At 66.2% G+C, this 22,440-nt stretch carries 19 protein-coding genes; 10 read left to right on the top strand and 9 right to left on the bottom strand.

The genetic code is table 11. The annotated features are described in order from the left end of the window. Positions 1 to 13: 13 nt before the first annotated feature. The 7 genes from lepB to ffh form a co-directional block, all read right to left on the bottom strand. Positions 14 to 721, bottom strand: coding sequence for a signal peptidase I (gene lepB, locus H4W26_RS00865; RefSeq protein ID WP_192590310.1), 708 nt, complete (start codon positions 719 to 721; stop codon positions 14 to 16). 47 nt (positions 722 to 768) lie between these two features. Further along, a complete protein-coding gene (gene rplS, locus H4W26_RS00860; protein ID WP_192590309.1) occupies positions 769 to 1,164 on the bottom strand; it encodes a 50S ribosomal protein L19 in 396 nt (131 codons plus the stop codon). Positions 1,165 to 1,371: 207 nt separating this feature from the next. Then, entirely contained in the window at positions 1,372 to 2,124 is a 753-nt protein-coding gene (gene trmD / locus H4W26_RS00855; RefSeq protein WP_192590308.1) for a tRNA (guanosine(37)-N1)-methyltransferase TrmD, read from the bottom strand. A 12-nt stretch (positions 2,125 to 2,136) separates the two neighbouring features. Further along, positions 2,137 to 2,721, bottom strand: a complete 585-nt coding sequence (rimM, locus tag H4W26_RS00850; protein ID WP_192590307.1) for a ribosome maturation factor RimM — start codon at positions 2,719 to 2,721, stop codon at positions 2,137 to 2,139. 20 nt (positions 2,722 to 2,741) lie between these two features. After that, a complete protein-coding gene (locus H4W26_RS00845; protein WP_036476533.1) occupies positions 2,742 to 2,984 on the bottom strand; it encodes an RNA-binding protein in 243 nt (80 codons plus the stop codon). 14 nt (positions 2,985 to 2,998) lie between these two features. Further along, on the bottom strand, positions 2,999 to 3,421 hold the full coding sequence (gene rpsP / locus H4W26_RS00840; RefSeq protein WP_192590306.1) for a 30S ribosomal protein S16: 423 nt from the start codon (positions 3,419 to 3,421) through the stop codon (positions 2,999 to 3,001). A 214-nt stretch (positions 3,422 to 3,635) separates the two neighbouring features. Next, on the bottom strand, positions 3,636 to 5,240 hold the full coding sequence (ffh, locus tag H4W26_RS00835) for a signal recognition particle protein (protein WP_192590305.1): 1,605 nt from the start codon (positions 5,238 to 5,240) through the stop codon (positions 3,636 to 3,638). 97 nt (positions 5,241 to 5,337) lie between these two features. Between ffh and H4W26_RS13925 the strand changes: the two genes are divergently transcribed. The 4 genes from H4W26_RS13925 to H4W26_RS13920 are packed head-to-tail and all read left to right on the top strand — an operon-like array spanning position 5,338 to position 11,499. Further along, positions 5,338 to 8,199 carry a glycosyltransferase family 2 protein gene (locus H4W26_RS13925; RefSeq protein ID WP_192590304.1) on the top strand — a complete coding sequence of 954 codons (2,862 nt, stop codon included), beginning with the start codon at positions 5,338 to 5,340 and terminating at the stop codon, positions 8,197 to 8,199. Next, a complete protein-coding gene (locus H4W26_RS00825) occupies positions 8,196 to 8,333 on the top strand; it encodes a hypothetical protein (RefSeq protein ID WP_192590303.1) in 138 nt (45 codons plus the stop codon). Before H4W26_RS13925 ends, H4W26_RS00825 begins: the two co-directional genes overlap by 4 nt. Then, positions 8,330 to 8,710, top strand: coding sequence for a hypothetical protein (locus H4W26_RS00820; protein WP_192590302.1), 381 nt, complete (start codon positions 8,330 to 8,332; stop codon positions 8,708 to 8,710). Before H4W26_RS00825 ends, H4W26_RS00820 begins: the two co-directional genes overlap by 4 nt. After that, positions 8,707 to 11,499: a glycosyltransferase gene (locus H4W26_RS13920; RefSeq protein ID WP_192590301.1), complete on the top strand. Its 2,793-nt coding sequence runs from the start codon at positions 8,707 to 8,709 to the stop codon at positions 11,497 to 11,499. The genes H4W26_RS00820 and H4W26_RS13920 overlap by 4 nt, the downstream gene beginning before the upstream one ends. A gap of 63 nt (positions 11,500 to 11,562) precedes the next feature. Here H4W26_RS13920 and H4W26_RS00810 read toward each other — a convergent pair whose 3' ends face one another. Next, a complete protein-coding gene (locus tag H4W26_RS00810; RefSeq protein WP_192590300.1) occupies positions 11,563 to 13,758 on the bottom strand; it encodes an acyltransferase family protein in 2,196 nt (731 codons plus the stop codon). A 186-nt stretch (positions 13,759 to 13,944) separates the two neighbouring features. Here H4W26_RS00810 and wecC point away from each other — a divergent pair, with 186 nt between their 5' ends. Together wecC and ftsY are read left to right on the top strand one after the other, a co-directional pair. Then, a complete protein-coding gene (wecC, locus tag H4W26_RS00805) occupies positions 13,945 to 15,180 on the top strand; it encodes a UDP-N-acetyl-D-mannosamine dehydrogenase (protein WP_192590299.1) in 1,236 nt (411 codons plus the stop codon). A gap of 47 nt (positions 15,181 to 15,227) precedes the next feature. Continuing rightward, positions 15,228 to 16,427 (top strand): signal recognition particle-docking protein FtsY, encoded by a 1,200-nt coding sequence (gene ftsY / locus H4W26_RS00800; protein ID WP_192590298.1) that lies wholly within the window; start codon positions 15,228 to 15,230, stop codon positions 16,425 to 16,427. A 6-nt stretch (positions 16,428 to 16,433) separates the two neighbouring features. On the opposite strand, the gene H4W26_RS00795 is transcribed toward ftsY, so the two are convergent. Beyond that, complete coding sequence (locus H4W26_RS00795) at positions 16,434 to 17,150, bottom strand: FadR/GntR family transcriptional regulator (protein ID WP_192590297.1); 717 nt, start codon at positions 17,148 to 17,150, stop codon at positions 16,434 to 16,436. Between the two features lie 245 nt (positions 17,151 to 17,395). On the opposite strand from H4W26_RS00795, the gene eat reads away from it, so the two are divergent. The 4 genes from eat (at position 17,396) to H4W26_RS00775 (ending at position 22,431) form a co-directional block, all read left to right on the top strand. Further along, entirely contained in the window at positions 17,396 to 18,829 is a 1,434-nt protein-coding gene (gene eat, locus H4W26_RS00790; protein WP_192590296.1) for an ethanolamine permease, read from the top strand. A gap of 110 nt (positions 18,830 to 18,939) precedes the next feature. After that, on the top strand, positions 18,940 to 20,286 hold the full coding sequence (locus H4W26_RS00785; RefSeq protein ID WP_192591935.1) for a glutamine synthetase family protein: 1,347 nt from the start codon (positions 18,940 to 18,942) through the stop codon (positions 20,284 to 20,286). Beyond that, complete coding sequence (locus H4W26_RS00780) at positions 20,267 to 21,076, top strand: gamma-glutamyl-gamma-aminobutyrate hydrolase family protein (protein WP_318779722.1); 810 nt, start codon at positions 20,267 to 20,269, stop codon at positions 21,074 to 21,076. The genes H4W26_RS00785 and H4W26_RS00780 overlap by 20 nt, the downstream gene beginning before the upstream one ends. Further along, the gene (locus tag H4W26_RS00775; RefSeq protein ID WP_192590295.1) at positions 21,073 to 22,431 is read left to right on the top strand and encodes an aldehyde dehydrogenase family protein; all 1,359 of its coding nucleotides are present in this window, start codon (positions 21,073 to 21,075) and stop codon (positions 22,429 to 22,431) included. Before H4W26_RS00780 ends, H4W26_RS00775 begins: the two co-directional genes overlap by 4 nt. The last annotated feature ends 9 nt before the right edge of the window (positions 22,432 to 22,440 follow it).

Genomic DNA, 22,440 nt, shown 5'->3' with positions numbered 1-22,440 from the left:
GGCGGAAGAATCCTCACTGCTGCTGATAGCCGACCTCCTGGAGTTCTCGTCGTTCGTCCCAGGGCCAGAAGACACCGGATACGCGGCCCAGGATGCGGTCCTCGCTAATCATACCTCCGCCGGGGGCGCCCAGCAGCGCGCGGGAATCGATGGACTCTGCGCGGTTGTCCCCCATCACCCAGACCCGCCCAGGCGGCACCACGGCCTCGAAGCTCAGCTCCGAGGCGGGATCGGCGGCGTCGACCGCCCGGCCCAGGTAGGGCTCGGTCAGCGGCTCCGCGTTGAGCGTGAGGTGTCCGGAGTCATCACAGCAGGAGATCTCATCCCCGCCCACACCCAGCACCCGTTTGACGTAGGTGGCCGGCGGAGCGGAGAGACCGAACCAGTGGCCGATGCGCGAACCCAGCTGGCTCAGCGTGGAACTGCTGCCCTCGTAGGGGGTGAACGAGCCTTCGCCGTCGAAGACGATCACGTCACCGCGCTGGACCCCCTGCTCGCCGGGATAGTCCTTCTCCACCAGGATCCGCTGGGAATCTTCCAGCGTGGGCGCCATCGAGACCTGGGAGACCGTGTAGATGTCCACCACCGCGATGCGCAGCCCGGTCGCGACCATCACCGCGATCACCGCGGTGGCCACCACAGCCATCCAGGGCCGAAGACGCCGAGAACCCCGTGCCGACGAGTCAGACTCGTCCTGCGCGGGGTTCTCGTCGATATTCATCTGTCGATGCGAGCCGTCAGTGAAGAAGGCCGAAGCTGATCAGCGGATCAGGCCTCGGTGACTTCCTCGACCTTTTCGCCCTGCTGGCGGGCGATGGTGGACTCACGCTTCTCGGGGATGCGTGCAGCCTTACCATGACGATCACGCATGTAGTACAGCTTCGCGCGGCGCACGTCACCGCGGGCAGAGACCTCGATCTTCTCGGTCACCGGGGAGTGCACCGGGAAGGTGCGCTCCACGCCGACGCCGAAGGAGACCTTGCGGACCGTGAAGGTCTCGCCGATGCCGTAGCCCTGGCGGCCGAGCACGTAGCCCTTGAAGACCTGAACACGAGTGTTCTTGCCCTCGATGATGTTCACGTGCACGCTGACGGTGTCACCGGGGCCGAACTCCGGGACATCGGTGCGCAGGTTTGCTGAATCGACCATGTCGAGCTTATGCATATGTTTCTCCTTGGACGACTGCCACAGGTCACTCGCCCTGGTTGCGACCTCTTGGACGGTCAGCGCGCAGGGCGCCGAGCACGCCGGGTTCCGGCGCAGGTCAAAGCGTGATCTACCGGAAGGAGACGATTCCCCCTCCGGCGGCCTGTCTGTTGACGGACATCCCCTATGGCAGATGCAGCCGCCCAGCAGGCACGGTGGTCAATTCTATGTCAGATTCCGCTCCTGTGCGACCACATGTCTGGCCCACAGGTCGGGGCGGATCTTGCGTGTGCGCAGATCCTGCTGCGCCGAGCGCCAGTCACGGATCTTGGCGTGGTCTCCGGAGAGCAGGATCTCGGGGACATCGATCCCCCGCCAGCGCGCAGGCTTGGTGTAGACCGGGTACTCGAGAAGCCCGTCGGCATGGGACTCCTCCGCCAGCGACTCAGGGTTGCCGATGACTCCAGGGATGAGCCGGGTGATCGCCTCGACCATCACGACGACGGCGGACTCGCCGCCGTTGAGCACATAGTCACCGATGGACATCGGCCGCAGCTCGAAGTGCTCCTGTGCCCAGTCCAGCAGGCGGTGATCGATTCCCTCGAAGCGGGCAGGCGCGAAGACGAGATGCTCGGCATCGGCAAGCTGCTCGGCGGTGCGCTGGGTGAACAGCTCCCCCGCCGGGGTGGGCACGATCAGCACGGGCCGGGGAGGCGCCGTCTGATCCTCGACGGCGGCGGGCGTGGGGCGCTCCGTGAGCACGTGTTCCAAAGCCAGCGCCCATGGTTCAGGCTTCATGACCATGCCGGCGCCGCCGCCGGTGGGTGTGTCGTCCACGCTGCGGTGCTTGTCGAAGCTGAAGTCACGGAGCTGGTGTCGGTGGATCTGGACGAGATCCTCGCGCTGGGCCTTGCCGATCAGTGAAAGATCGAGGACGTCGAAGAACTCAGGAAATATCGAGATGAGGTCGATCCGCATGATTCGAGCCTCTCAGAAGAGGCCGGGCGGCGGGTTCAGCACGATGCGCTGATGCTCCACGTCCACCTCGGGAACGATCTCCTCGACGAAGGGCACCATGACCTCTTCGCCGGAGACCGCGGTGACGACCAGCAGGTCCTGGGCGGCGCCGGTGATGAGCTCCTTGAGCGTTCCGAGCGCTTCGCCATCGGGGCCCTGGCAGCGGAATCCAGCCAGCTCGTGGCTGTACCAGCCGTCTTCCTCGGGCTCGTCCTCCATCGGGACCTCGACGAAGAGGGTGGACCCGCGCAGCGCCTCGGCGCCGTTGCGGTCGGTGACCTCTCGGAAGTCCAGAAGACACACGCTCTTGTTCCAGCGCTGTCGGGTGACGGTGAGCAGTGTGGTGATGCGGTCGGTGGTCTCGTCCCCGGCGATCCGGATGAGCACCGAGCCTGCGGCGAGCCGGCGTTCAGGCTCATCGGTGAAGAGCTGAACGGTGACCTCGCCACGAATGCCATGGGGCTTGCCGATGCGAGCGACCCGCAGGCGCTCTGCCGAATCTGGCAGTGCCTGCGGGTCGGTCTCGAATGCCTTCTGGCCTTCAGCGCCAGCAGTCATGGGGGTGATCCTCGTATCCGTCAGCGGCTGCGGTCGGTATCGACCACGTCCACACGGACGTCGCCCCCACCGGGGAGGGCTGAGACCACAGTGCGCAGTGCCTTCGCGGTCCGTCCGGCCCGGCCGATCACTCGGCCAAGGTCGTCCGGGTGAACCCGAACCTGCAGGACGTCGTAGCGACGTCCGCCCTTGCGTCGGACATCGACGTCGTCCGGCGCGTCCACGATGCCGCGGACAAGGTGTTCGAGCGCGTCACTCAGCACTGCATCTCCCATGATTACTCTGCGTTCTCCTCGGAGGCGGACTCGGCCGGAGCCTCAGTCGCCTCTTCTGCGGGAGCCTCGGCCGGAGCCTTGGACTTCTCCTGGATGACTGAGCCCTTGGACGGAGCGACAAACTCCTCCTTGGCGGCCTTCGTGCGCAGAGTTCCCTCGGCGCCGTCGAGGCCCTTGTGCTTCTGCCAGTCACCGGTGATCTTCAGCAGAGCCTGGACCTGCTCGGTGGGCTGGGCGCCCACGGAGAGCCAGTACTGGGCCCGCTCAGAATCGATCTCGATGAGCGAAGGCTCTTCGAGGGGGTTGTACTTGCCGATCTGCTCGATCGCGGCGCCATCTCGCTTGGTGCGGGAATCGGCGACGACAACGCGGTAGAACGGTGCACGGATCTTGCCCATGCGCTTCAGACGAATTTTAACTGCCACTTGAGTGGTCCACTCCTGTTTCTTGTTTCAGGGGCGCGGTCAGGCATCAGGCTGCGTGGGGACGTGCTGCACAGTCGATGCGACCACTTCAGAACATTGTCCCTACGGCGGGTGTAGAGGGTGCCCACCGTCGAACAAAGTACCTGCCTATTGTGCCAGAGATCCACCGAAGTAGCGATCTCATCGACTCACCCAGCCGCATGGCAGCTGCAGATCAGCGCAGGTACTTCTCGAACCCCTTGGGCAGGCTCAGGTCCTCTGGGTTGAGGTCCTTCGATCCCGCTCCGAAGCTGGAGCCGTCCATGCGCTTGGACGCACCCTGCTGCCGCTTGAGCTCGGCCTCGCGGGCCTCCTGCGCGGCCTTGGCCGGGTTTCCGGACTTCTTCTTCGGCTTGGCCTGCTGCTTGCGCTTCTTGGAGGCACCTCCACCGGCACCCATGCCGGGCATGCCTCCCATTCCAGGCATACCGCCGCCGCCAGGCATCTGGGGCATGCCGCCGCCGCCCGCCATCTTCTTCATCATCTTCTGGGCCTGCGTGAAACGCTCCAGCAGCTGATTGACCTCCGAGACGTGGACGCCGGAGCCTTTCGCGATGCGCGCTCGGCGAGATCCGTTGATCACCTTGGGAACATTGCGCTCGTAGGGGGTCATCGAATAGATGATCGCTTCCACACGGCCGATCGAGGACTCGTCGAACTGCTCGAGCTGCTGACGCATCCCCTGGGCTCCGGGCATCATGCCCAGGAGCTTCTTCATCGAGCCCATCTTCTTGAGCTGCTGCATCTGCCCGAGGAAGTCGTCGAGGGTGAAGTCCTCCTGGTCGGCGAACTTCTTGGCCATCTTCTCGGCCTCGCCGCGGTCCCAGTTCGCCTCGGCCTGCTCGACCAGCGAAAGGATGTCGCCCATGTCGAGGATGCGGCGCGCCATGCGGTCCGGGTGGAAGACCTCGAAGTCCTTGAGACCCTCGCCGGTGGAGGCATACATCACCGGCTTGCCGGTCACGGAGGCGACCGAGAGTGCCGCACCGCCCCGGGCGTCGCCGTCGAGCTTGGTGAGCACCACACCGGTGAAGTCGACGCCCTCGTTGAAGGCCTGCGCCGTGGTGACGGCGTCCTGACCGATCATGGAGTCGATGACGAAGAGCGTCTCGTGCGCCCCGACCGCAGACTTGATGTCTGCTGCCTGGCGCATCAGCTCCTCATCGACACCGAGTCGGCCCGCCGTATCGATGATCAGCACATCATGGAGCTTGTTGCGGGCCTCGGCCAGGCCGTCGGTGGCGACCTTGACCGGATCCCCGGTGGCTGACTCGGTCTCCGAAGAGACGCCGGGGTGCGGTGCGAACACCGGCACCCCTGCTCGCTGACCGCCGATCTGCAGCTGCTTGACCGCATTGGGCCGCTGGAGGTCACAGGCCACCAGCATCGGAGTGTGACCCTGGCTCTTCAGGTGGTGGGCAAGCTTGCCCGCCAGAGTGGTCTTGCCCGCACCTTGGAGGCCCGCGAGCATGATGACCGTCGGCGGCTGCTTGGCCAGGGCCAGCTCACGCGTCTGACCGCCGAGGATCCCGACGAGCTCCTCGTTGACGATCTTGACCACTTGCTGACCGGGGTTCAGCGCCTGGGCGACCTCGGCCCCGAGTGCACGTGCCTTGACCTTGGCGATGAACTCGCGCACCACGGGCACTGCGACGTCAGCGTCGAGCAGCGCGCGGCGGATCTCCCGGGCGGTGCCGTCGATATCGGCCTCGGACAGCCGCCCTTTGCCGCGAAGGTTCTTGAAAGTGGCGCTCAGGCGATCGGAGAGGGAGTTGAACACGTCAGGTAGGTCCCTTGGGTCGTTGGTGATGTCTGCTCGGGCAGGCGCGAAGTGCGCCCACTGCGCAGTGGATGTACCGAGGCTCTAGAGTATCAATGTGCGATGGATAGACCTTCACCCCAGTCAGAGCGAGCCGGCAGGCACCTCCTCCGCAGAGGGGACCGGGGCGGCTGAAGCCGAGGTGGTGGAGGCGGAGATCGTGGAGGCTGCCCGGCGATCCCACGGCGAGGCGCTGCTGGGTGCCCAGCAGGCACACCGCGCGGCCAGTCGTTCCTTCTCCGGCGCCGCGCAGCACTCCTTCTCCTCCCGGCTCCGCGAGCACGTGGCAGCCCAGCACAACCTCCGCGCTGCCGTTCTCGGTCGACACGATGATCCCGGGCTGGAGCCCCATCCCGGCTGGCCCGCCCAGCAGCTGGGTCAGGCGCAGCAGGCGGCGGAAGAGCTTCCACAGCCCGAGGCTGGAATCTCCAGACCGCCGCTGAACGTCACCGTAGGCGTGATGGCCGGTCCCGTCCTGGATGCCGGGTTCCATGAGCTCGCGGATCTGCGCCGGATCACCGTGCAGAACTGGGAGGTCGAACTCCCCACACTGGATCTGCTGATCATCGGCTCCGAGGCCATCGATTCCGACGAGGTGACCCCGTTTCTCACCGAGGTCTTGATCCCCGCTGCCCGTGCCCGTGAACTGCACTGTGCGATGGTGGTGACCTCGGCTCCCCCGATCGAGGTCTACCTTCCGGTCGCGCGCCTCTCACAGGACATCTTCGCCACAGACCCTGATGCCGCAGAGATGCTCCGCAGCCAGTGCCCCGAGGCGAACCTCATCGAGGTCATCCCGCACCCGGTCAGCCCGCTGCTGCATACCCCCTTGGGGACCCGGCCGGCAAAGACCGAGCTGGTGGGACTCCTGGGCATGGACCAGAGCCGACCGGCGGCGCAGCTGCAGGATCCACAGTTCATCACCCCACTCTTCGACGGAGTGCTCGCCGCAGGACGTCCTGCGGTGTTCCTGTCACCGGAGCATCGTCAAGCCCCCGCGGCCGCGGCCGACGCGCAGCAGTGGAGTGTCCCGGTGGACTACGCCCCCTGGACGCCATCGACCGCCGCAGCGGACCTCCTTCGACCGAGCGCGAATATCGCCGCGCTGCAGCGCAGCATGGACGTCGGCCTTGCAGTGAACGCCGTCATGGACTCCCAGGCGGTCTTCGACCCTCAGGTCCTCCAGCTCCAGGCCAGCGGCACACTGGTGCTCTCCACATATAACCAGGGAGTGAACTCCTACTATCCGCAGGTCCAGATCGCCAACTCGGCCGAGGACGTCGCCAAGACTCTGGAGGGGATGAGCCTCGAAGAGCTCCGCCGCGCTCAGGGTGAGGGCATCAGGAAGGTCTTCACCGATCACCACGGCGCCGACGTGCTGAGCCGGATCTGCCGGTCCGCCGGCCTTCAGACCCCCGGCCGATCAGACCGCGTGCTGGCTGTGGCGGATGAGCTCACCGGCGATCTCGAGGCTGACCTGCTGGCACAGACCCACCCCCAGCTGGAGATCACCACCTGGGCAGGGCTGCAGGACCTGCTGCGCCCGGACAGGACCACGACGCCCTCCGGGGGTCCGCCTTTCGACATCCTGCTGCCGGTGAGCAGCACCCATCGCTACAGCCCGCACTACGCTGCTGACCACGCCGCTGCCTTCAGCTATCAGGCGGCCCGGGTCACCACCAAGCTCGACGGCGACGCCGCGTCCACCGATGCCTCCGCGCACCAGCGCCGCGCCGATGTCGTCGACCTCTCCCTCTCCGCCTGGTGGCGTCCCGCAGCTGCCGCCCTCTCGTCCCCCGATGCTCTGGTGCAAAGCCTGAAGACCGACGCGGCTGGCTGCGGCGTCTATGCCATCGATCATCTGGGGCACCGCCGTGCAGGACTGCGCCGCACCCTCGATCCCGAGCGGGGAAGCGACAAGGCTGCAGCACGTGAGGAGTTCCGGCGCACCGCAGCAGAGCTGGGACTCCAGCTCGCCGTCGTCGTGCCGATCTATAACAACGGCGATCATCTGCGGCACAAGGCCTTCGCCTCGCTGCGCCGTTCCAGCATCTTCGAGACGATGCACATCCTGCTGATCAACGACGGCTCGACCGATGCCTCGACCGTCGACACGATCGAGGAGCTGGCCCACACCTGGCCGAACGTCTCGGCGTTCCACCATCCTCGCGGCGGTTCCGGCTCCGCGTCACGTCCGCGCAACACCGGCCTCGAACTGAGCTTCACCGAGTTCGTCACCTATCTGGACCCGGACGACGAGGAGCTCGACGACGGCTACTGGGAGCTTCTGGAACGCCTCCGCGCTGAGCCCGAAGCCGACTACGCGTTGGGGACCATGGCCGTCTGGACCAGAAAATACGGTGTCCACGACTACCACCAATGGTTCCTCCCCGGGGTCGAGCACCGCGGCGGACTGGACCGCCCCACCCGGGATTCGCTTGCGAGGCTGAACTTCCGTCCCGCCTCGATCGAGGCGCTGGTGGCACGGAGGGAATGGCTGCAGAGCCTGGGGCTCGTGCAGCCCGTCGGGGCCGTGGGTCAGGACAGCTACTTCTTCCAGCAGATGTTCTTCCACACCCACGCCTACGTCCCGGTGTATCGGCCCGTGTACACCTATTACGGGGCTGTGGAGACCTCCATCGTCAACGTGGTCTCACCGAACTATTTCCGCAAGTACCTCATTCTGGAGACCGACCGGGCGGAATGGCTGCGCAGAGTGGGGCTTCTCGAGACCTACCAGCACCAGCGCTTCGAATCCTTCTTCGTCACCTGGTATCTGGACAAATACAAGCGTGTGCGCCCGGACCAGCGAGAGGAAGCCGCGACGGTGCTCCGTGAGATAGCCGCCGCCTACGGCGATGTCCGCTGGAAGGACCCGCGTGCCCTCGCGTTCCTCAACTCCAGTGAAGGGGCCTCATGATGCTGCCCGCAGAGCGCACCGATCCTGAGCGTGCCGCAGAAGCCACCAGAGGCGCCGACGCGAAGCCCCACGTCCACACCACCACGGCCGAGACGGCCCGAAGCGACCACGATCTGAAGGACACCCCGCGATGACCGACACCGATCACCCGAGCAATCAGCGCGCCACCCCGGCAGCGCAGGGCGCCGAGCTGAGCCAGGACACTCGAGACCTGGTGCTCAGCCTGCTCCAGCAGCAGCAGGCGCTGTTGCAGGAGCTGCGCTGGGCCTATGACCAGCTCGAACGGGTGCAGGAGGTCGACCTGGCACAGCTCAGAGCACGGGTGACTGAGCTGGAAGAGGGCGGCTCCTCGCTGAGCTCAGCTCTGCCGACACCGCTGAGTCTGTCCACCAGCGCGCGAAAGAAGCTCCAGTTCTCCGTGCAGCACCCGGACCGCGCCGTCAGGGCCGCCGGTCGCAAGCTGCGCCGACCTTTGGGACAGGTGGCACGCAAGGCAGGTATCAGCCGGTGAACCCTGCGCAGCTGCGATTCGCCGGCGTCGGCGCACGCCAGGCCCGGGTCGACGCGGGACTGCGCCTGCTCGCGGAGCTCCAGGCCTCTCCCGACCCGGTCGCGGAGCTTCGGAAGCCTGCTGCACTGGAGCTTCTGGGACCTGAACCAGGGAGCCCCTTCGCCCGGGGCGCGCGAGACAACACCGGCCTTCTGGAGGACTTGGAGCCCTGCATCGCGGCGCTGCCTGATCCGGAGACCGGCATCTCCCGTCCGCCGCTGAGTCTTCGCGTCACCGTGATCGACGATGAGCTGACCCGCGGGCTTCTCACCGGTGCGGCCACGACGCGTGGGCTGCGCGCCGCCCAGGTCGTAGCCAGCGCCTCTGCGCTGGCAGCAACGGACCTGGTGATCCTGACTCCGGCAAGCATCGGGGCGCAGCACAGCGTGCCCCCCGAGGGCAGTCCGCAGGATTCCCAGAAGCGGCAGCGCACGTGGGCCGACACCGTGCTGAACCACGTGATCCCTGCCTGCCGGAAGAGCAACATTCCCGTGGTCTTCTGGGACCACACCACACGCAGCACCACGACGACGGGGCGCGAGATCGCGAAGGCCTGCGATCGAGTCTTTGCCGTCTCCGAAGAAGCCGTGCGCCGTTACGCCGCCACCAGACGGCGTCCCGCGGAAGCCGTACGGGTCCCCATGATCGTGAACCCCCTGCTGAGCAGTCCTCTGGGCTCACGAGGACCCGCCCCCCGACTGATCGGTCTGGCAGAGGCGCAGCTCGGCCAACGGCCCAAGGACCTTCGACTGATGATGGGATGGCTGCTGGACGGCATCCGTTCCCACGGGATTCCCACAGCGCTGTTCCGTGGTGGGGCGCCTGACGAGCACCCGACGGGAACCGGCGCAGGATTTGCCGTGCGTCATTGGCCGCTCCTCGCGCCCAACCCCGGCCCCACACGCCTTGCAGCCGTGGACCGGGTGACCGATATCGGGCTTGCGCTGAATCCGGTGATCAGTTCGCAGACCCTCTACGACCGGCGCGTCCTGGAGCTGCAGGCCTGCGGTTCGATGGTGCTGAGCACCTACAACCAGGGCGTGAACTCCTACCTGCCCCACGTCCATGTGCCGCAGTCGGCCACGGACGTCGCCGACATGCTGGGATCGCTCAGCATCGCAGAGCTGCGTCGTGCCCAGGGTGACGGGATCCGCACCGCGTTCACCGACCACCACGTGACCGATGCCCTCGGCCTGTTCTGCGAGTCACTCGGAATCACGGTCGACCTGCCCACCGAACGGGTGCTGGCCGTTGCCCAGGAGCCCGATCCGGTGCTTCGCGCGGAGATGGCAGCGCAGACCCACGCGGACATCCCGCTGACCACCTGGGACCAGCTGCCCGCGCAGCACGGGAGCTACGACATTCTGCTGCCGCTCTCCACCGCTCGGCACTACTCCCCCACCTACGCGGCAGATGCAGTCGCGGCCTTCCGATACCAGGGCGCGCCGGTCGTCTCGAAGCAGGAGGGCTCCGCAGAGCTTGCCGATCCCGACGCGCTGCGGCACCTGCCCGACGAATCCGTGGCGGACTGGTCAGGACTGGATCTGAGCGCATGGTGGCGACCACGACGTGATGTCACGACCGGGCCCGATGCTCTGCTCACCGAAGCTCGCCGACACCGCATCTATTCCTCCGACCACCTGGGGCATCACCCTCGCAGCGAAGCCACGGATGCCCGTCGCCCACGCCCGAGCCTCGAGTCCGACGATGACCTCGCCGCCTCGTCGCGCGCGGCCGCCGCTATGGCCGAGGCCCTGCAGCTGAAGCTTGCGGTGGTCGTGCCGGTGTACAACAACGGCGATCACCTGCGCCACAAGGCCTTTGCCTCGCTGCGCCGATCCTCGGTCTTCCAGAAGATGCAGGTGCTTCTGGTCAATGACGGTTCCACTGATCCGGTCACCGTGGACACCATCGAAGAACTCGCCCACGAGTACCCGAACGTGATGGCCTATCACCACGCCGCAGGCGGCTCAGGTTCTGCCTCCCGGCCCAGAAACACCGGACTGCAGCTCGCCCAGACGGAATTCGTCACCTATCTGGATCCTGACAACGAGGCGGTGGACGACGGGTTCGCGCGTCTGCTCGAAGACCTGTTGGGGCACCCGAGCGTCGACTTCGCCCTCGGGGACATGACCCACTGGGCCAGCCAGTTTGGTCGCCTGCGCTACAGCCAGCTCCTTCGCGAGACCCTTGCGGAGGACATCGATGAAACAGGCACCATCACGGTCCCGGCGGATGCTCTGGAGAAGCTGCACTTCCGCCCCATGGGCATACAGACCATCGTCGCCCGCACGGACTGGCTGAAGGGCTGCGGGCTGACCCAGCCCTTGGGCGCGGTCGGACAGGACAGCTACTTCTTCCAGCAGATGCTCTACTACGCCCGGCGGATCAGGGTCCAGGACATCGGTGTGCACACCTACTACTCCGCGGTCAGCGATTCCACGGTGAACACCATCAACCCTGGCTACTTCGAGAAGTACCGACCCCTCGACGCCGCGCGAGCGGACTGGCTGCGTGAGATCGGCAAACTCGAGTCCTACCGGTCACTCCGCCTGGAGCCCTTCTTTGTGAGCTGGATGCTGCCCAAGCTGCGGCGGCTGGAGTCCGAGCCCGCCAGCTGGCTCTTCGCCGCCGAGACCCTGGCAGACCTGCTCGGATACTACGGCGAGCACAACTGGACCAGTCCCGAGGCGGAGCGATTCTGGCGTCAGCTCAGTCATGCCCGCCGACGCAGGAAGCCACGCGGCTGACGCTCAGCCGCGCCGAACTCCCTTCAGGCCTGCAGCACGGGTGCAGCAGCGACGTTCTCGGGCTCAGTTCTGCAGGGCCGGCTCCATCCGCTCACCGATCTCCCGGGTCACCGAGCGCACGAAGTTGTGTGAGAGGTGACTGTTGTCGTTGTAGGTGATGGCGCCGCCGAGCACCGCGTAGCAGGTCTCATCCTCCTCGCGGCAGACGAGGTCCTCGGTGGGGACGAAGTGGTAATTCTCGGCCTCGTCGAAGACATCCTCGGACTGAGTGAGCCAGCGCTCGGCCACCCTGGTGTCCTCAAGGTCGTCGTTGCAGGCTGCCAGGTCGTCCTCGTTCAGGGCCACGCATTCGGGGAGAGTCTCCTCCTCATTGCGTTCGTAGTTCATCCGCGGAATCTCGCCGAAGACCACGACTTCCTTATCGGCCTCGAGCCAGACCTCGATCGGGGCCATGATGCTGCGCGCCTGATCCGTGAGCTCGACGTCGGTCTCGGGGAAGTCCACGTCGATGTCCGGCCCATCGAAGCCTCCATATACCTGACTTCCAGCGATCACGACGGTCTCGACCTCGTCGTCGTCGGACAGCCGATCAAGGATCTCGAGATTCGCCTCGCCGCAGGGATCGTCTTCATCCTCGTAGGTGCCGGCGCGCGGAGTGCAGCTGGATCGGGTGAGCACCAGCAGCCGTTTATCGCTGTCCTGCGCGATCTCATCCAGGGCGGGCAGCCACATCGTCGCGTGCGAGTCTCCGAAGACGGCGATGGTCCCGTCGGCCTGAGACTCCTCGGCCCCGAGCCAGCACTCCGGCACTCCTTCATCCTCGGCCTCCGCCTGACAGCCCGGATACACCGGCTCCTGGGGCTGCGCGGCGACGTCGGCCGGCGAGGGCATGAGTCCGAGCGTCCCTTCGAACGGGTCCCCGCACTGGTCGGGGTTCGCCAGCGCCCGATATCCGTAGCAGGGATGGTCCTCGGAGAGGTCCGAGGCGTAGAAATCCTGCTCCACGTGCTCGACGGAATAGTGCGCCACGCCGACCACCAGCGCCATCGAGACTGCGGCTGCCACCATGGTGCGCCAGGTGGGCATCAGGAATTTCGCCCGTCGCAGCGGGGCCTCGAAGAATCGCGTGCTCAGCGCCGAGAGGGTTACGACGCCGAGGATCAGCAGCAGCTTGACGTACCACTCCTTCGCGGCGTCACTGACGTAGGGCGCGAAGATGACCACCGGCCAGTGCCAGAGGTAGATCGCGTAGGACCAGTCTCCGATCGCCGTGGCCGGACGCAGCGAGAGCCACCAGTGGATGCCGGTCACCCGTTGCTTGCCGCCACAGGCCATGAGCAGGGTGGCACCCACTGTGGGAACCAGTGCCGCCCAACCGGGGAACGGAGTGAGCGCGCTGTAGAGGTACGCCGAGGCGAGGATCATCGCGAATCCGGTCCAGCCCAGCAGGTTCGCCCATCGTCCGGTGAACTGACTGGCCCCCAGCACAAGCGCGAGCACGGCCCCCAGGGCGAACTCCCAGATCCTGGTGGGGGTGACGAAGTATGCCTGGGCCGAGGAGTCTGCCGTGTAGTAGATCGAGAAGGCGAGCGAGGCGACGCCCAGGACCCCGATCACGGAGAGGAAGATGGTGCGCACGCTCACCCGCGGGGTCGCGTCGGGGTTGCGGGCAAGACGACGACGGCGCCCGAAGACCGCCACAGCCAGGACCAGCGCCAGCAGCACCGGCCAGAGGACGTAGAACTGCTCCTCCACTGAGAGCGACCAGAAGTGCTGCACCGCGGTCGCGCGTTCATCGGCCTTGGAGTAGTCGACAGCATCCTCGGCGAGGATCCAGTTCTGCACATAGAGCGCCGAGGCCATGATCTGGCGTCGCGTGCTCTGCCACTCGGTGCTGGGGAGTATCGCCACTGCTGCCACCGCGGTGAGCCCCAGGACCAACAGGCTCAGTGGGAGGAGTCGGCGGATGCGGCGAGCCCAGAACTGTCCCAGTCTGATGCGACCGGTTCGATTGGCCTCTTTGAACAGGTGCGCTGTGATCAGGTAACCGGAGATCACGAAGAAGACATCGACCCCGATGTATCCCCCGGTCAGCCGCTCGGGCCAGAAGTGATACATCACCACCAGCAGCACGGCCAGTGCCCGCAGGCCCTGGATCTCCGGCTGGAAACGTCCACTTCGCGAGGAACGCGCACCGGACTCAGGCACCGAGGGTGCCGAGACGGACGTGGACTGCGTGGGTTCAGCGCGTGTGGACATAGGCAGTTCTGGTTTTCCTTCGAAGCTGGAATGCAACCGCTCCAAGATATCGCCGATTGCTGGATATCACCGATTCCATGCCGGGACCCTCGTGTCGCCACCGGTGTCAGGGATGCCGGTGAGGTGCCCCTGGGATAGACTCGCGTGCTGTCAGCCCCGACACGCCGCCACAGAAAGAGATCCATCTTGCCTAGGAAACTCTCCACCGTCGGTGTCATCGGACTCGGCTATATCGGACTCCCCACCGCAGCCATCCTGGCCGATCACGGCGTGAGAACGATCGGCATGGACGTCTCCGAACGCAACGTCGCCGCGGTGAACAACGGCGAGGTCCCCTTCGTCGAACCCGGACTGCGCGAGGTCCTGGAACGAGCAGTCAACAGCGGGACCCTCACCGCGAGCACCGAGACCCCTGTCGCGGACGCCTACATCGTGGCCGTCCCCACCCCCTTCACCGAGACTCACGCAGCTGACCTGTCCTACATCGAGGCCGCCGCAGACGGGATCGCCGCCAAGCTCACCGGTGGGGAGCTGATCATCCTGGAATCCACCTCACCTCCCGGCGCCACCGAACACATGGCAGCCCGCATCCTCGCCGCCCGCCCAGACCTCACCGCCGAGGACATCCTGGTCGCGCACTGCCCCGAACGCGTGCTCCCGGGCAAGATCATGGAGGAGATGATCACCAACGACCGGATCATCGGCGGACTCACCCGCGAAGCCGCCGAAGCCGCCCGCGACCTCTACTCGGCCTTCTGCAAGGGCGAGTTCCTGCTCACCGACGCGAAGACCGCGGAGATGGCGAAACTCACCGAGAACAGCTTCCGCGACGTCAACATCGCCTTCGCCAACGAGCTCTCCGTGATCAGCCACAAGCTGGGCATCGACGTGTGGGAGCTCATCGAGCTGGCCAATCACCATCCCCGGGTGAACATCTTGCAGCCGGGCCCGGGCGTGGGCGGACATTGCATCGCGGTGGATCCCTGGTTCATCGTCGACGCCGCCCCCGAGCAGGCCAACCTGATCCGCACCGCGCGGCAGACCAACGATGCCAAGCCCGAATGGGTCCTGGGCCGGATCGAACAGGCCCTCGAAGCCGCCGGGGAGAACCCGAGCGTGGCGCTGCTGGGCCTCGCCTTCAAGGCCAACATCGATGACCTGCGCGAGTCCCCGTCGCTGCAGATCGCCGAGACGCTCGCCCAGCGCGCTCCGGGTGCGGAGATCCTCGCGGTGGAGCCGAATATCGAGCAGCTCCCCGCCGTCCTGGAGAACTCCGCCAACGTCACCCTCACCAGCGTCGAGGACGCCCTGGAGGCCGCCGACGTCGTGGTGCTGCTGGTGGACCATGCCGCATTCAAGGCCATTACGACGGCTCAGCTGGGTACCGCCACGGTCATCGACACCCGCGGCATCTGGCGCTAGCCACGCGGCTCGCCTGCGGAGCCGCAGGTCTGTGACAGACTGAACTCGTGGATTTCGACGTTCTTATTCTCTTCATCGTTCTTGCTGTGGTCCTGCTCGGCACCCTGGGATTCTTCCTGGTGCAGGGCGGAAAGATCCTCCCCAAGGACAAGCGTGAGCAGTACCTCTCCCAGCGGGACCCAGACGACCTGCCCGGCGGGGGTGTGGACACGCTCGAGGCTCCGCCCGAGGACCGCCCCACCACCGACGCGCCCGAGGCCGGCGACGGCGTCGATGTGGCGCAGGAGCCCACGGTCCTGGAACCGGCCGTCGAGACACCCGAACCTGTGGCCACCAGGCTCGCAAGGCTGCGGGCCCGGTTGGTCAAGTCCAACAACATCTTCGGTCGCTCCCTGCTGGCCCTGCTCTCGCGTGACGAGATCGATGAGGACGTCTGGGAGGAGATCGAAGAGATCCTGCTCATGGCCGACGTCGGCACCGAACCCGCCATGGAGCTGGTGGACCGCCTCCGCGAACGGGTCAAGGTCGAAGGCACCAAGGATCCCGTGCAGGTCAAGGCGATGCTCAGCGAGGAGCTCCTTGCACTGGTCGATCCCAGCCTGGACCGCCGGCTGACCGTGACCGCCGAGGGTCGCCCTGCGGTGATCATGGTCGTCGGAGTCAACGGAGTCGGGAAGACCACCACCGTCGGCAAGCTTGCCCGCATGCTCGTCGCCGAGGACAAGGACGTGCTGCTCGGTGCGGCCGACACCTTCCGTGCCGCCGCGGCGGAACAGCTGAGCACCTGGGGCCACCGGGTCGGTGTGCCCACCGTCAAGTCTGACGTCGAGGGCGCGGACCCTGCGTCGGTCGCCTACGAGGCCGTGGACAAGGGCATCGAGCTCGAGACCGACGTCGTCATGATCGACACCGCTGGACGGCTGCAGAACAAGGCCGACCTGATGAACGAGCTCGGCAAGGTCAAGCGGGTGGTGGAGAAGAAGTCCGAGGTGGACGAGGTCCTGCTCGTGCTGGATGCCACTGTCGGTCAGAACGGGCTCAATCAGGCCAAGGTCTTCGCCGAGGTCGTCAACATCTCCGGCATCGTGCTCACCAAGCTCGACGGCACGGCCCGCGGCGGGATCGTCATCGCGATCCAGCGCCAGCTGGGCGTGCCGGTGAAGTTCATCGGACTCGGAGAGGGTCCCGATGACCTCGCGCCCTTCGACGCTGAAGAGTTCGTCGCCGCACTGCTCGAAGAGCGCTGACCCCCGCTACGGAAGGAATCCGCGCAGCAGAGACGCGGTGCCCTCGAGGTGATCGGCCATCAGCGCCTTTGCCTGCGCCGCGTCCCCGCGCAGAATCGCCTCGGTGATCTCCACGTGCTGTTCGTTGGAGTGTTCGAGGTTGGCAGGCAGCAGCGGGATCTCATCCAGCAGCGCATTCACGCGCGCCCGAGTGTCGGTCACCGCTGTGATCAGTGACGCGGAGCCGCTCAGCTCCGCCACCGCGATATGGAATCGGGAGTCCCGGGCGCGGTAGCTGACTCCATCCGCGCTCTGCACATCGGCGAGACACCCCTGCAGGTGCTCCTGCGCCGAGGCACTCCGGTCTGCCTGCGCGGCAAGCTCCGCGGCCGCGGGTTCGAGCACCGCACGAAAGACCAGCACGTCGCGTCGCTGGAGCGGGTTCAGCTGCTCCATCCTCTGCCGCGCCGCATTGCGCGTCTCCAGCACATAGGTCCCGCCATACCGCCCGCGACGAACGTCGAGAAAGCCCGCCTGCTGCAGTTCCGCGAGGGCCTCCCGCAGGGTCGCGCGCGAGACCCCGAGATGCCCGGCCAGCTCGCGCTCTGCGGGCAGCTTCTGCCCCGGAGGAAAGAGTCCGACCCGAATCGCCTGAAGCAGGTGCTCGATCGTCTCCTCGAAGGTATTGCCCGACCGTACCGGGCGCAGCACCGCATAGGGGTCGCCGAACTCTGCCGCTGACATTCGGTTCCTCCTTCTGACTCTCGCCGACGCACACGCCCCGGTCCTCGTCCTGAGACCGACGAGCTGAGCGACTGAAGCTCACAGCCTACGTGCCTCGTCGGCCCCGAAGCCGCAGCCAAAGGCCTTCGGTGCACCGGGTATTGACGCCCCGGGGCTGAGGTGTCAGGATTCCGCACAACACCATGGACTGAAAACAGTCCATTGGAGGTGTTCTCGCCGGTTCGAATCCACAGGGGTGGACTGCCATGCCGCACGACAAGACCACAGCATCCGCCGCAGATTCCAGCTATCACGATCATCGACGACTCAAGGCCGGGGCGGCGGGGTGGATTCTATTGGCAGGCCTCGGGGTCTCCTACGTCATCTCCGGGGACTTCGCCGGGTGGAACATCGGTCTGGCCGAGGGCGGCTGGGGCGGCCTGCTGATCGCCTTCGTGCTCATGGGGCTGATGTACACGTGCATGGTCTTCGGCCTCGCCGAGATGTCCTCCTCGCTGCCCACAGCGGGAGCCGGCTACGGCTTCGCGCGCCGCGCACTCGGCCCGCTTGGAGGGTTCGCCACCGGGGTGGCGGTGCTCATCGAATATGCGGTCGCGCCCGCCGCGATCGCCACCTTCATCGGCGGGTACATCGAGGCGCTGGGACTGTTCGGCATCACCAACTCCTGGCCGGTCTATCTGGTGACCTACGCGGTGTTCGTCGGCATTCACCTCTACGGGGTGGGTGAAGCCCTGCGGCTGATGTTCGGCATCACCGTGGTTGCCGTGTTCGCCCTGGTGGTCACCGTCATCGCCCTCGTCCCCCACTTCGACGTCAGCAACCTCTTCGACATCGTTCCGAACGACGCCGTGGGTGCCAGCGCCTTCCTCCCCATGGGGTACGCCGGCGCGATGGCCGCGCTCGTCTACGGCATCTGGTTCTTCCTGGCCATCGAAGGAGTGCCGCTGGCGGCCGAGGAGACCACCGACCCGAAGCGGGACATGCCGCGCGGGATCATCGTCGGGATGGCCATCCTGCTCGTCACCGGGGCCCTGATGCTCGTCCTGGTGCCAGGGGCCGCTGGTTCAGAAGCGATGAGCAGCTCGGACAACCCCCTGCCCGAGTCGATCCGCGCCGTCGCCGGATCGGGCAGCGTCATGGCCAGCATCGTGAACTACGCCGGCCTCGCAGGACTGATCGCCAGCTTCTTCTCCATCATCTACGCATATTCCCGCCAGCTCTTCGCCCTCTCGCGCGCCGGGTACCTGCCCCGCTGGCTCTCACTGACCGGTGAGCGGAGAACCCCCTGGGTGGCACTGATCGTGCCCGGCACCATCGGCTTCGTGCTGGCGGCGGTGACCGGTGACGGCGGACTGCTGATCAACATCGCCGTCTTCGGTGCCACGGTGTCCTACGTGCTGCTCAACCTCTCCCACATCGTGCTCAGGTTCCGTGAACCAGATCTCCCCCGCGCCTACCGGACCCCGGGTGGGGTGGTCACCACCGGCATCGCCCTGGTGCTGGCAGTGGTCGCAGTCGTCGCGACCTTCCTGGTCGACGTGCTCGCAGCGTCCATCACCGCAGGGGTCTTCCTGCTCTTCCTCGCCTACTTCTGGTTCTACAGCCGCCATCACCTCGTCGCGAATGCTCCCGAGGAGGAGTTCGCGATGCTCGACGACGCCGACACCACGCTGCAGTGAGCCAGCTTGCGCTCCTGCTCGTGACCCCGATTCCGCACATGCCCCCTGCCCCTGCCACCTGAGGATCAGAACCCGTGACGACATCACCCACACATCCGCGCAATGACCGCATGCTGAGCGTTCCGCGGCTGCGCCAAGAGATCACCGAGGGACGCATCGACACAGTGGTCCTCGCCTTCACAGACATGCAGGGACGCCTGCAGGGAAAGCTCTGTCACGCCCAGTTCTTCCTGGACTCGATGCTCGAGGAGGGCGCCGAGGGCTGCAACTACCTGCTGGCAGTGGACACCGAGATGAACACTCCCGGCGGCTACGCAATCAGCAGCTGGGAGGCGGGCTACGGGGACATGAGCTTCGCGATGGACCTCGACACCATTCGGCTGATGCCGCACAACCCCGGACAGGCGATGATTCAGTGCGACCTCACCGCTCATGACGGCCAGCTCATCCCCATGTCCCCCCGCGCCATGCTGCGCCGGCAGCTCGACCGCGCCCGGGAGATGGGCTACCAGATGCTCACCGGGACCGAGCTGGAGTTCTGCGTCTACAACACCAGCTACGAGGACGCCTGGGACTCCAACTACCAGAGCCTGGTCCCGGCCAACAAGTACAACGTCGACTACAACATCCTGGGCTCCCAGCGGGTCGAACCGCTGCTGCGCGAGGTCCGCAACGCCATGTACACGGCCGGGATGACCGTGGAGAGCGCCAAGGGCGAATGCAACTTCGGCCAGCATGAGATCGCCTTCCGCTTCGACGAGGGACTGATCACCGCTGATAATCACGTGGTCTACAAGCTGGCCTCCAAACAGATCGCCCACCAGCAGGGCAAGTCGATCACGTTCATGGCCAAGCCCAACGACCGAGAAGGCAGCTCGTGCCATATCCACATGTCGCTGCGCGGACTCGACGGCGAACTGACCTTCTGGGATGAGGAGAAGGACGCGCGCAGCGCCACCTACGACCACTTCATCGCAGGAGTGCTCAAGGGCATGCGTGAGCTCTCCATCTTCTACGCCCCGAACATCAACTCCTATAAGCGCTTCGCCAAGGGGAGCTTCGCGCCCACCTCGGTGGCCTGGGGCATCGACAACCGCTCATGCGCGGTGCGGCTGGTCGGCAGCGGACAGTCGGCCCGGATGGAGAACCGCCTCCCCGGTGGCGACGTCAATCCCTATCTCGCGCTCTCGGCGATGCTGGCTTCAGGGCTCTACGGCATCGAGCACCAGCTGGAGCTGGAGCCCATGATGGAGGGCAATGCCTACGAGTCGGACGCGCAGGTCGTCCCGTCGGCGATGCGGGAGGCCCGTGATCTGCTCCACGGCTCGTCACTGGCCCGCGAGGTGTTCGGAGAGGACGTCGTCGAGCACTACGTCCACTACGCCGAGGTGGAGCTGGAGGCCTTTGAATCCGCCGTCACCGACTGGGAGCTGCACCGTGGCTTCGAGCGGCTCTGAGATGGGTGAGAGTGGATCCGAGCACCGACCCCGCATCGGCATCACCACCTACTACCAGGAAGGATCCTGGGGCGTCTGGAGTTCAGTCGCCTCCATCGTCCCGGGATCCTACGTCGAAGGGGTGGCAGCCGCCGGTGGAACTCCCCTGCTGCTGCCACCGGTCGGCACCGACCCCTCGGTCCTGGAGCTGATGGATGGGCTGATCGTGATCGGCGGAGTCGACGTCGACCCGCAGTTCTACGGGGCCGAACGCCACGAGCTGACCTCATCGCAGCCCTCCCGGGACGATCACGACATCGCGCTCACACGCGCCGCGCTGGAGCATGGTGTCCCACTCTTCGGCATCTGCCGCGGGGCCCAGATCCTCAATGTGGCTCTGGGTGGGACGCTGATCCAGCACCTGCCAGACGTCACCAGCACCGCGAAGCAGTATCAACCGGCTCCCGGCCAATACGGCGAGGTGGAGTTCACCACGGTGCCCGGCAGCCGCTGCGCCGCGCTGCTGGGCGAGCAGGCCGACTCCCCCTGCCACCACCACCAGGCCCTGGACGAGGTGGCGGAGGGCCTCGTGGTCACCGCCCGAGCCGCCGACGGGACCATAGAAGCCGTGGAGACCACCGGCGAGAACTGGGTGCTCGGCGTCCAGTTCCACCCCGAGGAAAACCGCAAGGATGCGCGTCTCTTCGAAGGCTTCGTCGCGGCCGCGCGGCGCTTCGCCCATACCCGTGACGCGGAATCCCGCCCTGTTCACGGAGCCGACCACGACCGAGAGGATGCGCTGCTTCCATGACGATCACCGAGATCATCAATCCCGCCACCGAAGAGGTCATCCAGGCCGTCGAACGCACCAGCCTGGAACAGACCGACACGGCGATCGCCCGCGCACAGCATGCGTATCAGAGCTGGCGCACCGTCGCGCCAGCAGATCGGTCCCGCCTGCTGCGTCGCTTCGCCGACGCGGTGGACGCGGATCTGGAGCACCTGGCAGCACTGGAGGTCCGAAACTCGGGGCACACCATCGGCAATGCACGCTGGGAGGCCGGCAACGTCCGAGATGTGCTCACCTACTACTCGGGGGCGCCCGAGCGGCTCTCCGGACGTCAGATCCCCACCCCGGGAGGGGTCAACATGACCTTCCACGAGCCGCTGGGCGTGGTCGGCGTGATCGTGCCGTGGAACTTCCCGATGCCCATCGCCGCCTGGGGCTTTGCACCCGCCCTGGCCGCCGGAAACACGGTGGTGCTCAAACCCGCGGAGATCACCCCGCTGACCGCTCTGCGCCTCGCAGAGCTGGCCCTGGAAGCTGGAATTCCTGAAGGGGTCTTCACCGTGCTCCCAGGGGCTGGATCGGTGGTGGGTGACCGCTTCGTGACACATCCGGCGGTGCGCAAGATCGTGTTCACCGGATCCACCGAGGTGGGCAAGCGCATCATGGCCGGATGCGCAGATCAGGTCAAGCGCCTCACCCTGGAGCTGGGTGGGAAGAACTCCAGCATCATCTTCGCCGACTCAGACCTGGAACAGGCCGCCGCGGCGACACCCAACGGAGCGTTCGACAATGCCGGCCAGGACTGTTGCGCGCGCTCCCGCGTGCTGGTGCAGCGCTCGGTCCTGGACCGATTCCTCGAGCTGCTCGAACCCGCCGTCCAAGGCTTCACCTGCGCAGACCCTCAGGAGCAGGACACCCAGATGGGGCCGCTCGTCTCCGCCGGGCACCGCGACTCGGTGTCCTCGTTCCTCGGTCAGGACGCACCGATCGCTTTCCAAGGCTCCGCCCCCAGCGGCCCAGGGTACTGGTTCCCACCCACGGTGCTCACACCCACCACCGATGCGCGGGCGTTCCATGAGGAGATCTTTGGTCCGGTCATCGCCGTGGTCGCCTTCGAGGACGAGGCGGAGGCCATGCGTCTCGCCAATGACACGGAGTACGGCTTGTCCGGGTCGATCTGGACCCGCGACGTCGGACGTGCGCTGCGCGTGAGCCGCGGCGTCGAGGCAGGCAATCTCTCGGTGAACACCCACGCGTCCGTGCGCTACTCGACCCCCTTCGGCGGGTTCAAGCAGTCGGGCTTCGGCCGCGAACTGGGACCAGACGCCCCGGAGGCCTTCACCGAGACCAAGAACGTCTTCATCTCCAGCACCTGAGCCTAAGGA

It is taken from the genome of Nesterenkonia halotolerans, from assembly GCF_014874065.1.
GTDB lineage: Bacteria > Actinomycetota > Actinomycetes > Actinomycetales > Micrococcaceae > Nesterenkonia > Nesterenkonia halotolerans.
The sequence above is the reverse complement of the archived record's forward strand: the minus strand, read 5'-3'. Positions and strand labels throughout refer to the sequence as shown.